The sequence below is a fragment of the Enterococcus sp. SB12 genome, from assembly GCF_030910025.2.
Classification (GTDB): Bacteria; Bacillota; Bacilli; order Lactobacillales; family Enterococcaceae; genus Enterococcus_B; species Enterococcus_B faecium.
In genome coordinates, this window is sequence record NZ_CP175675.1 from 1171983 (window position 1) to 1183935 (window position 11953).

An 11953-nucleotide genomic window follows, 5' to 3' on the forward strand; every position below is an offset into this window, starting at 1 on the left:
TATGAATGATTTAATTCAGGAATACAAGAATGACTTGAAAATGTTGAAAAAGCAACATCAAAAAATCTTAAATAAACGATATCGCACACCTGTCAAAGAACATGGGAGAGTGATACATAAATTAATTGATGATCGTTCTCCTCAAGATATAGCAGATCAAAAAGTAATAGCACAAGCTATCTCTACTACAGAGTACGCTTTATTCTGGTTAGAAACAGGCAGAGAGAAGCCTTTCGATGATGAGCAAGCCAAGAAGATACCAAAGCATAGAAGAGCCGTTAAACTGGCAGATATAGACGTTATGAGCTATCAAGTTTATTTACAGGAAGTAGAAAAGCCAGCAGAAGAGACGATTTCTCCGAAGAAAAAAGAGATGTTGCTCCAAGTGACGGAGATAGAATCTTTGCTTTCTAATAAAGAACTGACATTATTTCATTTAATTAATAAAGATTTATGTACTTATGGAGAAGCAGCAGAACAAATGAATCTAGCTGTGGGTACTGTTAAATCTATGTCACAGCGAATTAAAAATAAGATCGACAATTATTTTGAATATGGTCATCAAATCAATCTATTTGAAATTTGCTAAAACTTGTAAACCATTCCCACCTATAAGTGAAGACAATTAATAGATTAGACACTCACAAGTTTATTCATTCTTTTATTCTGAATAATTGTTCTTCAAAAATAAAATGTAGGGGAGGAAATCTCCCTCATCGTTTTAAATTAAGCTTCGATAGACAGCAACGGAAATATTAAGAATAAGGATGTGAATTTCAACTCCTTCTAAATTGTTCTTATTATCTATCATCCGTTGCTGTCTATTAATTTATGTATTGGAGGGAAGAAAAATGAAATTATCAGTAGAAGGCACTCCAGAAGAAATACAAGAATTGCTCCAAGCTATTGGTAGTAGCAAGGAGCAAAAGGTAAGTGTTTCTAATTCAGATATTGACGGTATTTGCAATTGTTTAAACAGAGAAAAAATATCTAATCCTTACTAAGAGAAAATATGTTCGTTAATGAATTTCCAATTTTCCTCTGTAGCTCTACCTTGATAATTTTTTTGCAGTTCACAGATGAATAAGGAATCGTTATTATCAAGTACTGTATTTAATTTTTCACACATTTGATTTGGATTCAAATTAGTTTTAACTAACCAAAAAGATTTTTGTAGCTTTATATATGCCCCAAATTCTTTTATTATTTCAAATACTTTATCATACTTTTTCCCTGGGTTATTAAGATCATAACTAATCATGTAGGGTTTATACATGTTGTCTTGCACATCCTTGTTTTATATTTCAGCGGACCACTCGCTGATAAATAAAATTATACGCTTAGTATTTATTTTCACAATATTGATTTATCGTAATAACTTTTGAGTAAATAGAACAAAAAACCTGCACTAGTTTCCGCTAGTACAGGCAGTGACTATATCGGTTGATAATCTAGCATATATTAAAAATAATTGCAAGAAAAGAAATTTATAGTGGTTTATACCAAATTATCAAAGCAATGTTATTTTGTTGCTGTCTATTAATTTATGTATTGGAGGAAAAACGAATGGATAAAGAAATCAAAGTAACTGTCAAATTAGATTTGACTGAACTAAAAGAACTGCTCAACAAGGCTAGTGACCAAGTCGAACAGTTACAAGAAACTTTAGATGAAATTGCTAATTTTAAAATCCAAGTTTCAAATAGAGAAGCAGATGAAACTGCTCCTCAAGACAGCGATGGGAATCTTTACGATTTCACTTCTCAGCCTAGGACGAACTAAAAACTTAAAAAATATTATTGTTAATATACTCCCATTGTTTGTCTGTAAGCCAACCTTGATTGTGATTAACGATTTCGGTAACAAAAAATTTATCACCCTTATCTAAGTATGGTTTGAGCTTATCTAACATTTGATTGGGAGTTAGGTTAGATCTTAGTAAATACGATGATTTCCAATAGTTACACCACACACCATTTGAAATTTCTTCTTTAATTACTCGAATAACATCGTCGTATTTTTGACCAGGATTATTTAAATCGTAAGTTAACATATATGCTTTACTCATAAAAATTCTCCTTTCAGTTTTATTTCAGCGGACCACTCGCTGATAATTAAAATTATACGCTTAGTATCTATTTTCACAATAAAAATTTGTCACTGTGGCGGAAAGGGTAGACGCTTAAAAATAAGGTCAATACGTCGAGGGATAGCCTTAACGTTTTATGATTTGACCATGCAATGTTCGATTCATTGCCAGTGACATTAAATGCCTATGACGGTTACGACTACCGAAAAAAGATCGTTAAGAAGCTATACGGTGCTACGTACGGCAATGTAGTAAGTGTGCTATCTGTACACCACCAAGCTTCGGTCACTGTGGCGGAAGTAGAAGACGCAGCGGTAAATGGCGAGTAGCCTCGTGAGAGCCTAGTAAGTTCTCGTGTGTGGTGCGATTCCACTCCAGTGACTTTGGGTTTGCGGTACAAGATCCCGAAAGTAAAACCGCTAGCAACCAAGGGATGTGGCAGTGGTGAGGTGCAGGAAGTATCAGACTTGTCTGTGTGTAGGTTGCTTTAATTTGAATGAACCCCGCACACCTCTTAACAATGTGTCCCAAGCGGGGACGTTATACATAAGGAAAAAACAAATCATTGTTTGTAGGACTAGCGAGCTTTAGTGGCGTTGGTCCGATTTTTATTAGATCACTCATCGAGTGGTCTTTTTATTTTGCACAAAGGAGGTAACAGCAATGTATAGACCACAATACTTAGAACAGAAGCATGAAGTAATCACTGTGCAAAATGGTAACGGTGAGATAGTACGAAAGTATAGAAGACCAATAAAGAGCGATACATATAAACGAAAGGAAAACAATGAAGTTATTTCTTTTCACAGAAGGAGAAAGGCCAAATGAGAAACTACTGGTATATATCGCTAACTAATGAATATCCTCGAACCATTGATGATTGTTCAGTGCGTGTTGTGCGTTCTGTACAAATCAAAGGGAAGTACTCTATTGTCGAAATGCTAAGAGAAGCTACACCAAATGAGATCGATAAATGCAAACTTCTTTATTGCGGTCATGGTTTCTATTCAGATAAACACATACAGGAAAATCTTTCAAAGTATGTGTAGATTACAAAACAAATGTTGCAAACAAGCGAGGTGGTGTCACATGTGAAGAAATACGAACTAGCTAAAGATGATTATGAAAAAGGGTTGAAGTATAGAGAAATAGCGGAAAAGTATGGTGTATCCATCAGCACAGTAAAGTCATGGAAATCCCGTTACTGGTCTCGAGAAAAGGTTGCAACCAAGAACGCAACTATTCCGAACAACAAAGGAGCGCCAGAGGACAACAAAAACGCTGTTACCCATGGCCTTTTTGCCAATTGGTTACCTTCTGAAACATTAGAAATTATGAATGAGGTTGCAACCTCTAAACCTGAGGATATATTATGGAATAATATCATGATCCAGTACACGGCTATTATCCGAGCACAGAAAATCATGTATGTTGATTATGAGGGTAGTTTGTCCAAAGAAGTTTCTAAGTGGTCCTCGAGTGATTCTGGAAGTTCAGAAGAATATGCTATTCAATATGCTTGGGACAAGCAAGCTAATTTCATGAATGCACAATCAAGGGCTATGAGCACGCTATCTAGCTTAATTAGACAATTTGTCTCTATAGCTGATGAACATGATGAACGTAGAAAGAAACTAGAATACATGGATGTACAAGTCAATTTAGCAAAAGCACAATTGAAGCAGTTAGATGATGGTTATGATTCGTCAGAAGAACAAACTGTAATTATTGATGACATTCCGTTAGTTGAAAGCGAGGCTGGTTCAAATGGCATTAATGGCCAAGAAACAAACTCAAATTAAGACTACGGACTTGATTAACCCACATTTTTATAAGATGTGGCACACACAATGTCCGTATGTTTTGATGAAGGGCGGACGTGGATCGTTTAAATCATCTGTTATTAGTTTGAAACTTGCTACTGAAATGAAGAAACACACGCAAGCAAAACATAAGGTTAACGTTGTTTGCATGATGAGTCAGCACAAGTATTTACGTGATGCGGTTTATCTGCAAATCAAATGGGCGTTAAGTATGTTGGGAGTTTCTAACGAGTATAGGTATCGCATGGCTCCTTTAACGATCATTCATAAGCGTACAGGGTCAGCGTTTTACTTTTATGGCGTTGACGATCCATTGAAACTTAAATCTAATGCGATAGGCGATATTATCTCATTGTGGTATGAAGAAGCTGCTAACTTTCAAAGCAGTGAAGTATTTGACCAAACAAATGCTACGTTTATTCGCCAACGCTCTAAGTATGTGGACCAAGTAAAAGTTTATTATTCGTGGAACCCGCCAAAAAATCCATACGATTGGGTCAATGAATGGGTAGAGAAATGTAAAGAGCTGGATGATCATTTAGTAGACCATTCAACTTACTTAGATGATGAATTAGGTTTTACCGATCCGCAACAACTTAAACTAATAGAAACTTACCGCAAGAATGATGAAGACTATTACAAGTGGCTCTATTTAGGTGAAGTAATTGGTCTTGGTACTCTCATATATAATATGACTCATTTTAACTCTTTGGACGAACTACCAGAGGATGACTATATTACTCAAATTTGTTTTTCCATTGATAGTGGGCATCAAATATCAGCTACAACGTGTGGTTGCTACGCCATCACTAGAAAGAACAATGTGATTCTGTTGGACACGTACTACTATTCACCAGATGGGAAGATAAATAAAAAAGCGCCCGATGAATTGGCAAAAGATCTACATGATTTTATTGAAAAGTGTCAGACGGAATACAACAAGTTCGCTTATAAAATCACGATTGATTCCGCGGAAGGCGCGTTAAAGAATCAATATTATAAAGACTTTGGGGTAGCTTTCCACCCCGTTGCTAAAGCAAAGAAGGTTGACATGATTGACTATGTACAAAACTTACTCGCTCAGGGTAGGTTTTTTTATTTGGATACAGAAGCCAACAAAATATTTATTAAAGAGCACAGAGATTATCGATGGGATGAAGATACGTTGCATTCCGATGACCCAAAAGTTATCAAAATAGATGACCATACATGTGACCAGTTCCAATATTTTGTAAAAGATAATCTAAATGATTTAGGACTGAAATGGTAGGTGAAATCATGGGAGTAATTCAAACGATCAAAAATATGTTCAAGAGAGGAGTTGATAGTGTGAATATGAGCGCTAACGGAAAAGATATAGCGAAGATCACTGATCACCCAAAAATTGGGATTGATTCGCTAGAGTACGCTCGAATAGCGGAGAACTTCAAATATTATGCTAATTTATTTCCGGATGTCAACTATAAGAGTTCATTTGGCGACAATAAAAAACGAGAATTTAAATCATTGAACGTGACTAAGACTGCTGCGAGACGATTGGCTAGTATCATTTTCAATGAAAAATGTAAAGTTACGCTGAACGATCCCACTGATAAAAAGGATGTTTCTAAAGAGATTAAAGAAGCATCTGAATTTTTGGAACAAACATTATACGACAACAATTTCTATAATTTGTTCGAGTTAAATCTTGAAAAAGGAATTGCGGCCGGTGGGTTTGCAATGCGACCTTACGTTGACGGTGACAAGATCAAAATTTCATGGATCCGTGCAGATCAATTTTATCCGTTACGCTCTAACACAAATGAAGTAAGTGAATGCGCAATTGCAACAAAGACCATTCAAACAGAAGGTGACGTGAATTACTACTATACGTTGCTAGAATTCCATGAATGGCAGGATGACAAGTACGTAATAACAAATGAGCTTTATAAATCTGATAACGATAATATTGTTGGTAAACAAATTTCATTAGCGGTTCTTTACCCTGATTTGGCTGAAACTGTCACATTAGAAGGATTAAAGAGACCGCTTTTTGCTTACTTCAGAACGCCTGGAGCTAACAATAAATCGTTAGAGAGCCCATTAGGTGCCGGCATTGTGGATAACTCAAAAGAGATTTTAGATATGATTAACACAACACACGATCAGTTTGCTTGGGAAATTCAGTTAGGGCAGCGGCGTGTTGTTGTGCCAGCGGAATTCCTTAAAACAGATGAATCCCATCCGCCAATGTTTGATAGTGATCAGAACGTATTCGCTGGTGTATACGGCGCTGAGAATATCGGGGTCAAAGATATTACAACACCTATTCGAACAGTTCAATATAAGGACGCTATCAGTCATCTAATTAAAGAGTTCGAGGTGCAGGTTGGTTTGTCAGTGGGTTCGATGAACTATGCGGATGACGGCATTAAAACGGCCACTGAGATTGTTTCTAACAATTCCATGACTTATCAGACACGTTCAAGCTATTTGACTATGGTTGAAAAAGTTATCAATGAGCTTATTCATTCTATTTTTGAACTTGCAGGATACGGAGAAATGTTTGAAAGCGAGAAACCGCTATTCTCTATTGAATATGATAGTTATTTAGTAACAGTTAGTTTTGAAGATGGTCTATTTGTCGATCGAGATAAACAATTGGAGAATGATTTGAAAGTTTTTGTCGCAGGCGCGATGCCTAAAGATCAATTTTTGAAGCGAAACTACAATCTATCAGATGAAGAAGTTAAAAAATGGTTAGGCGAACAGGATGATACGCCCGAAAGAGACAAGACAGTTCCTTCGGGAGAAGATGATAGCTTTAAGACTACTGGAACACTACTTGGCGCTAAAGATGAAAACACCATACAAAAAGTATCGATGAATGGTGCACAAGTCACAGCGCTTATAAATATTGTTCAGCAAGTAGCGTCTAAGCAATTGCCTAGAGATTCGGCTATATCTCTTATTACAGCATCATTTCCATTTGACGAAGAGAAAGCCAATGAAATTCTCGGTGATGAGAGTTTCGAAATTGAACCGCCCAAAGAGCAGAAGAAAAGCAATAATAATTTGAATGAAGGCGATTAGTCATGATCACACCGGATAAAATGCAGCGTGATGCGGATTCAATCACTAATATTTATTCAGAACTTGAAGATCGTATCTTTAACATAATCATCAAAGCGTTAAAACAATCTCGCTTTGAGAATGTTGAAAAAGAAGACGTTCTACTATGGCAAGCTAAGCAGCTATCTAAAATGGGCGTGCTTAACGAAAATGTTATCGATCTTTTGGCTAGTTACACAGGAGAAACACAAGAAGCAATCGAACAATTAATCAAAGGTAACGGAGTAAAAGTCGTTAATGAAATAGACCGTGAGCTTGAGCGAATGGTGCATAAAAGTATCCCTGTGTCTGACGACGTAAACAAAATTCTAGACTCTTTGGTTCGTCAAACTTTCCAAGACTTAAATAATAATGTCAATCAAACGCTGATCACTACTAATTTCAATGAGAATGCAGTCATGAGAGCTTATCAAGCAATTCTTAAACAATCTACCCTAGAATCCATGACGGGGCTTAAAACGCACGAGAAAGCCGTTAGAGATAACGTCTACAAAATGGTAGATATGGGGATCAAATCAGGTTTCGTTGATAAAGCCGGACGTGAATGGTCGATGGAAGCTTACTCGAGAACAGTGATTCAATCTACCTCACACAGAACGTTTAATGATCTTCGTTTGAAACGAATGGAGGACTTCGACTGTGTCACTGCATTAATGAGTAGTCATCCAGCAGCTCGCGAAGCCTGTGCGCCAATCCAAGGCGGATGGGTATTAACTGTGCCGAAAAATGAAGCGCCAGAAGAATTCAAGCATTTACCATCTATTTACGATCACGGATACGGCGAGCCAAGCGGAACACAAGGAATTAACTGTACACATATTCTTTATCCTGGCCGTCCTGATGTGAACACAAACAATCAGCCGCGATATGATGCTAACGAAGCGCAAGAAAATGCTGAAATACAACAAAAACAGCGTAAGCTTGAGCGTGATATTCGCTATCAGAAGAAACGTATGAATGCGGCGTTAGAATTGGAAGATCCCGAAACTGTACAAATGTGTAAGCAAGTGATTTCTAACAAGCAGAAACAATTAAGAGAACTTATTAATGACAATGAGTTCTTGGTCCGTGATTACAGTAGAGAACAAGTACAAAGTTAATAATTTTAAGCTTAGCAATCGCTAGTCTTTTTATTTTGCCCCGAATACGGCGTTAAACTGTTCAATCCATCGAGGGCGTAGCCTCGTTAAACAACGAAAGGATGAATAAAATGAAACGAGAAGAATTAAAAGAATTAGGTTTAACAGACGAACAGATTGGATCAGTAATGGCTTTGCACGGCGTAACTGTAAACGAACTGAACAGCAAGGTGTCTACCGCGGAACAACAGGCCACTCAATATCAAGAACAGTTAGAGAAAAACCAAAATGAGCTGAATGATTTCAAAGCAAATGCTAAAGGAAATGAAGATCTTACTAAGCAGTTAGAGGATTTACAGTCTAAGTTCGATGAAACGAAGACGAGTTCTGAACAACAAATTGCTGATCTTAAAAAATCATCAGCGATTGACTTAGCTCTAACACAAGCAGGGGCTAAAAACATTAAGGCTGCTAAAGCCTTGCTAGACAGCGAATCATTGGAACTGACAGACGAGGGATTAAAAGGATTAGATGAACAACTGGCCGCACTCAAAGAGAGCGACGGTTATTTATTTGGCCAATCTGAACAGGTTCCACCTAATCCCGATGGTAAGAAGGCTACCTTTTCTGGGAATGCTAGTTCTGCGCAAAACATTGAAGAAGATGCTTTTGCTAAAGCATTAGGGATTATGCCAAACAAAAATTAAATTGGAGGGAACAAAACATGGCAATTAATTACATCACAAAAGACAATGGAATTTTCGATCAAAAAATCACTCAAGGATTGTTAACGACGATCTTAGGTATTCCACAAGTTGAATTTGTGAACGGTGGTAAATCATTTACATTAACTACTATTTCAACTTCTGGTTTAAAAAACCACACACGCAACAAAGGATTTAACAGCGGAACTTACGGAAATGACAAAAAAGTTTATACAATGGGTCAAGACCGTGACGTTGAGTTTTACATCGATAAACAAGATGTTGATGAAACAAATCAAGATTTGGCAGTAGCTAATATCTCGAATGTATTTATTACAGAACACGTGCAGCCTGAAATCGATGCTTACCGTTTTTCTACTTTAGCTGCAGGAGCAGGCAAGACTAAGGAAGAAACAATTACTGAGAAAAATGCTTATTCTGCAATTAAAGCTGCTATTTTACCAGCACGTAAATTTGGCCCACAAAACCTAGTAGCGTTTGTATCAACAACAGTAATGGATGCATTAGAACGATCTACTGAGTTCACTCGCAACATTACCAATCAAAACGTTGGGCAGACTGCTTTAGAATCCCGTGTTACTTCTCTTGACGGCGTGTTGCTAGTCGAAGTTTGGGACGATACTCGTTTTAAAACGAAATACAATTTTTCAGATGGATACGTTGCTACCTCTGATGCAAAAGACATCAATATCTTAGTTGTCGCTAAACAAGCAGTTATCCCCGTGGTTAAAGAAAACACCGTCTTCTTGTTTGCGCCAGGCGAACATTCTCAAGGCGACGGGTACTTGTACCAAAACCGTCTGTACCACGATTGCTTTATTAAAGAAAAACAAAAAGAAGGTGTATCTGTCTCTTTGGCCCCAAAGGGATAGACCCATCCGGCGTAACTTTGAATAAAACAACAGCTACGCTAACGGTGGGAGCAACAGAAACATTGTCTGCTGCTGTATCACCAGAAACGGCAACTGATAAATCAGTCAAATTTACCTCTAGCGATGAAACAATTGCAACAGTAACGCCAGTGCAAGGAAAGGTTACTGCTATTAAAGTAGGAGCTACGACGGTCACAGCGACAACCGTAAATGGTAAAACTGCTACGTGTAAAGTCACGGTAACCGCAGCAAGCGAAGGATAGCTACTAAACTATCCTTTTTAATTGAAAGGAGGCAGTTATGAGCTATCTTACGCACGATGAATATTTAAAATCAGGATTCAACAAAGTATCAGTTTCGGAGTTTGATGACTTAGAAAAATGTGCTGCACGTCAGCTTAATCGAGTGACAGGCGATTTTTACATGAGACATTCTTTAGCTGATGACACGTTCAAATATCGAGTGGATAAGTTCAAAATCGCAATGGCTGTCCAAATTGAATATTTGAAGTCAGTTGGAGTTACTTCGTTATCAGACTTACTAAATGCTTCCCCTTCAAGTGTCAGCGTTGGTCGTATGCGTATTGAATCTGGAAGCACGAATGCAGCAACGGTCGGTAGAACGATGGTCGCTACAGAGGCGTATAACGAATTGATTTATACAGGACTTCTTTACAAAGGAGTTGACTATCGATGATTCCTTTAATGCCAAAAGAACTTTGTAACCAGTCAATTACTTTGAGGCTGCTAGATGGTCATGACAAATGGCAAAAACCTGTCTTTTCTGAACCAATCACGATTAATCATATGATTTTCCAACCTCAAACAGTGTACAGCGGTAGTAATAATAATCGGCAAGTGGTAGCCAACGCTATCGCTTTTTTGTTTGCTGGAGTATCTGATCCGATGCCAGTGATTAATAAAAATCATGTTGGGTCAAAGATTGACTTTGAAGGTGAGACTTACACTATCACGACGATCGTAGATAACCGTAATCCATACAGTAACGAAGTCTACTCGTATGAGTTGGAGGTGCTGTAATGCTCCATGTTAAGGTTGAAAAAAATGGCGTCGATCGTAAGTTGTCCGTGATGAATATCAATTCAGCAATGTATTATATGACATCTCAAATGCACATGGATATGAATCTATATGTGCCTAAACGCCAAGGAAATTTAAGGGACAAATCTTTCGTTAACAAAAACCGAATAACTTATGCTGCTCCTTATGCACGAGCTCAATTTAGAGGGTTTGTTAACGGCAGCAGAGTCAGAAACTATACGACTCCAGGTACCAGCCGTCGTTGGGATCTTAGAGCAAAAGCGAATCACATGGACGCTTGGCGTAAGGCATTTATCAAAGGAGGGGACTTGTAATGGATTTATGGGAAAGATTATCCGATTCAATAGATTCTATTCAAGGTCTTCCAATGCCATGCTCGATGGGGTTCCTTAATGGGGAAGACACGCTTTGTGTTTATTCGATGCCAGGTAGTCGGACAGTAGAAGAATACTTTGACGGTACGAAAGAGCGTGAAATACTCTATGAGGTCGGATTTAACACGAAAGACCAAGAAAAAGCCAACAAAACATTATGGCTTATATCAAATCATTTAGACGAACTCTCAACTCTGAAGTCAGAAGATGAGAGCTTCGTCTTTTTAGGTATCGAAATAAGTGAGACTCCTTTCGTAAGCGAACAGGACGTGCAAGGGAACTCAACTTATTTATTAGGTATCAAAATCACCATTCATCAATTCAAAAATTAGGAGGAAATTTAAATGGCAGAAAATAGTAAAGAATTTTTACTAAACTTTAAAAACAAATTGGAAATCGATACTTCAGGAAGTACAGATTTAGATAAAATCGCATCGGCTAAATTCGCACCATTAGCAGCAGGGATCACAACTATTACTCCGGCTGCAGCGGACACTACTGATGCTGCTGCTTACTACGATAATGAAGGATTCACTGATTCAACTGTAACTGGTAAAAATATCACGTTCCAAGTTGCGGGACACCGTGTATTTGGAGATCCAGCTCAAGATTATGTAGCGTCTAAATTCTTGTCAATCGGAGATGAATTACGCACGTTAGCACAATGGACTGATGCCAAAGGGAATAAGGTTCAAGCGGTCGTTACACTGACTTCTATTGTACCGTTTGGCGGTGCAGCCAATGCTAAACAAACCTTCAGCTTCACAATGGCATTCAATGGGAAACCTAAAATGGTGAAAGCGGGGGAGTAATTAGCCC

General features: G+C 37.8%; 18 protein-coding genes and 1 pseudogene. 17 read left to right on the forward strand and 2 right to left on the reverse strand.

Annotated elements, in window-relative coordinates:
- Nucleotide 1 precedes the first annotated feature (1 nt).
- Nucleotides 2-589, forward strand: a complete 588-nt coding sequence (locus RBL01_RS05715; RefSeq protein ID WP_098189004.1) for a positive control factor — start codon at nucleotides 2-4, stop codon at nucleotides 587-589.
- A gap of 262 nt (nucleotides 590-851) precedes the next feature.
- Nucleotides 852-1004, forward strand: a complete 153-nt coding sequence (locus RBL01_RS05720; RefSeq protein ID WP_002296602.1) for a hypothetical protein — start codon at nucleotides 852-854, stop codon at nucleotides 1002-1004.
- Here the strand turns inward: RBL01_RS05720 and RBL01_RS05725 are convergent.
- Nucleotides 1001-1276, reverse strand: a complete 276-nt coding sequence (locus RBL01_RS05725) for a hypothetical protein (protein ID WP_073357692.1) — start codon at nucleotides 1274-1276, stop codon at nucleotides 1001-1003. The two genes, RBL01_RS05720 and RBL01_RS05725, sit on opposite strands and share 4 nt — an antisense overlap.
- Before the next feature lie 290 nt (nucleotides 1277-1566).
- Here RBL01_RS05725 and RBL01_RS05730 point away from each other — a divergent pair, with 290 nt between their 5' ends.
- Complete coding sequence (locus RBL01_RS05730) at nucleotides 1567-1782, forward strand: hypothetical protein (RefSeq protein WP_307780984.1); 216 nt, start codon at nucleotides 1567-1569, stop codon at nucleotides 1780-1782.
- 4 nt (nucleotides 1783-1786) lie between these two features.
- Here RBL01_RS05730 and RBL01_RS05735 read toward each other — a convergent pair whose 3' ends face one another.
- Nucleotides 1787-2068, reverse strand: a complete 282-nt coding sequence (locus RBL01_RS05735) for a hypothetical protein (protein WP_010726212.1) — start codon at nucleotides 2066-2068, stop codon at nucleotides 1787-1789.
- Nucleotides 2069-2241: 173 nt separating this feature from the next.
- Between RBL01_RS05735 and RBL01_RS05740 the strand changes: the two genes are divergently transcribed.
- The 14 genes and pseudogenes from RBL01_RS05740 (at nucleotide 2242) to RBL01_RS05805 (ending at nucleotide 11946) form a co-directional block, all read left to right on the forward strand.
- Nucleotides 2242-2418, forward strand: coding sequence for a hypothetical protein (locus tag RBL01_RS05740; RefSeq protein WP_194177892.1), 177 nt, complete (start codon nucleotides 2242-2244; stop codon nucleotides 2416-2418).
- Between the two features lie 495 nt (nucleotides 2419-2913).
- On the forward strand, nucleotides 2914-3138 hold the full coding sequence (locus tag RBL01_RS05745; RefSeq protein ID WP_307780985.1) for a hypothetical protein: 225 nt from the start codon (nucleotides 2914-2916) through the stop codon (nucleotides 3136-3138).
- A gap of 42 nt (nucleotides 3139-3180) precedes the next feature.
- Entirely contained in the window at nucleotides 3181-3891 is a 711-nt protein-coding gene (gene terS, locus RBL01_RS05750; protein ID WP_002341821.1) for a phage terminase small subunit, read from the forward strand.
- A complete protein-coding gene (locus RBL01_RS05755; RefSeq protein WP_307780986.1) occupies nucleotides 3857-5182 on the forward strand; it encodes a PBSX family phage terminase large subunit in 1326 nt (441 codons plus the stop codon). The genes terS and RBL01_RS05755 overlap by 35 nt, the downstream gene beginning before the upstream one ends.
- Nucleotides 5176-6717, forward strand: a pseudogene (locus tag RBL01_RS05760) (phage portal protein); the annotation flags it as partial. The gene RBL01_RS05755 and the pseudogene RBL01_RS05760, both read left to right, overlap by 7 nt.
- 269 nt (nucleotides 6718-6986) lie before the next feature.
- A complete protein-coding gene (locus RBL01_RS05765) occupies nucleotides 6987-8123 on the forward strand; it encodes a phage minor capsid protein (protein WP_307780988.1) in 1137 nt (378 codons plus the stop codon).
- Between the two features lie 110 nt (nucleotides 8124-8233).
- A complete protein-coding gene (locus RBL01_RS05770) occupies nucleotides 8234-8809 on the forward strand; it encodes a phage scaffolding protein (protein WP_251842839.1) in 576 nt (191 codons plus the stop codon).
- A 17-nt stretch (nucleotides 8810-8826) separates the two neighbouring features.
- Nucleotides 8827-9699, forward strand: coding sequence for a hypothetical protein (locus RBL01_RS05775; RefSeq protein WP_058128593.1), 873 nt, complete (start codon nucleotides 8827-8829; stop codon nucleotides 9697-9699).
- Nucleotides 9700-9716: 17 nt separating this feature from the next.
- On the forward strand, nucleotides 9717-9962 hold the full coding sequence (locus RBL01_RS05780; protein WP_058128594.1) for an Ig domain-containing protein: 246 nt from the start codon (nucleotides 9717-9719) through the stop codon (nucleotides 9960-9962).
- Nucleotides 9963-9999: 37 nt separating this feature from the next.
- Nucleotides 10000-10395: a hypothetical protein gene (locus RBL01_RS05785; RefSeq protein ID WP_002300152.1), complete on the forward strand. Its 396-nt coding sequence runs from the start codon at nucleotides 10000-10002 to the stop codon at nucleotides 10393-10395.
- Nucleotides 10392-10739: a putative minor capsid protein gene (locus RBL01_RS05790; protein WP_002300153.1), complete on the forward strand. Its 348-nt coding sequence runs from the start codon at nucleotides 10392-10394 to the stop codon at nucleotides 10737-10739. The genes RBL01_RS05785 and RBL01_RS05790 overlap by 4 nt, the downstream gene beginning before the upstream one ends.
- Nucleotides 10739-11074 (forward strand): minor capsid protein, encoded by a 336-nt coding sequence (locus RBL01_RS05795; RefSeq protein ID WP_307780989.1) that lies wholly within the window; start codon nucleotides 10739-10741, stop codon nucleotides 11072-11074. The genes RBL01_RS05790 and RBL01_RS05795 overlap by 1 nt, the downstream gene beginning before the upstream one ends.
- Nucleotides 11074-11466 (forward strand): minor capsid protein, encoded by a 393-nt coding sequence (locus tag RBL01_RS05800; protein ID WP_125028458.1) that lies wholly within the window; start codon nucleotides 11074-11076, stop codon nucleotides 11464-11466. Before RBL01_RS05795 ends, RBL01_RS05800 begins: the two co-directional genes overlap by 1 nt.
- A 12-nt stretch (nucleotides 11467-11478) precedes the next feature.
- Complete coding sequence (locus RBL01_RS05805; protein ID WP_307780990.1) at nucleotides 11479-11946, forward strand: phage tail tube protein; 468 nt, start codon at nucleotides 11479-11481, stop codon at nucleotides 11944-11946.
- Nucleotides 11947-11953 lie beyond the last annotated feature (7 nt).

Bases quoted from the DNA above. Each gene is read 5' to 3' on its own strand.
- RBL01_RS05715 (WP_098189004.1), top strand. From the start codon at position 2: ATGAATGATTTAATTCAGGAATACAAGAATGACTTGAAAATGTTGAAA.
- RBL01_RS05720 (WP_002296602.1), top strand. From the start codon at position 852: ATGAAATTATCAGTAGAAGGCACTCCAGAAGAAATACAAGAATTGCTC.
- RBL01_RS05725 (WP_073357692.1), bottom strand. From the start codon at position 1,276: ATGTATAAACCCTACATGATTAGTTATGATCTTAATAACCCAGGGAAA.
- RBL01_RS05730 (WP_307780984.1), top strand. From the start codon at position 1,567: ATGGATAAAGAAATCAAAGTAACTGTCAAATTAGATTTGACTGAACTA.
- RBL01_RS05735 (WP_010726212.1), bottom strand. From the start codon at position 2,068: ATGAGTAAAGCATATATGTTAACTTACGATTTAAATAATCCTGGTCAA.
- RBL01_RS05740 (WP_194177892.1), top strand. From the start codon at position 2,242: ATGTTCGATTCATTGCCAGTGACATTAAATGCCTATGACGGTTACGAC.
- RBL01_RS05745 (WP_307780985.1), top strand. From the start codon at position 2,914: ATGAGAAACTACTGGTATATATCGCTAACTAATGAATATCCTCGAACC.
- RBL01_RS05755 (WP_307780986.1), top strand. From the start codon at position 3,857: ATGGCATTAATGGCCAAGAAACAAACTCAAATTAAGACTACGGACTTG.
- RBL01_RS05765 (WP_307780988.1), top strand. From the start codon at position 6,987: ATGATCACACCGGATAAAATGCAGCGTGATGCGGATTCAATCACTAAT.
- RBL01_RS05770 (WP_251842839.1), top strand. From the start codon at position 8,234: ATGAAACGAGAAGAATTAAAAGAATTAGGTTTAACAGACGAACAGATT.
- RBL01_RS05775 (WP_058128593.1), top strand. From the start codon at position 8,827: ATGGCAATTAATTACATCACAAAAGACAATGGAATTTTCGATCAAAAA.
- RBL01_RS05785 (WP_002300152.1), top strand. From the start codon at position 10,000: ATGAGCTATCTTACGCACGATGAATATTTAAAATCAGGATTCAACAAA.
- RBL01_RS05790 (WP_002300153.1), top strand. From the start codon at position 10,392: ATGATTCCTTTAATGCCAAAAGAACTTTGTAACCAGTCAATTACTTTG.
- RBL01_RS05795 (WP_307780989.1), top strand. From the start codon at position 10,739: ATGCTCCATGTTAAGGTTGAAAAAAATGGCGTCGATCGTAAGTTGTCC.
- RBL01_RS05800 (WP_125028458.1), top strand. From the start codon at position 11,074: ATGGATTTATGGGAAAGATTATCCGATTCAATAGATTCTATTCAAGGT.
- RBL01_RS05805 (WP_307780990.1), top strand. From the start codon at position 11,479: ATGGCAGAAAATAGTAAAGAATTTTTACTAAACTTTAAAAACAAATTG.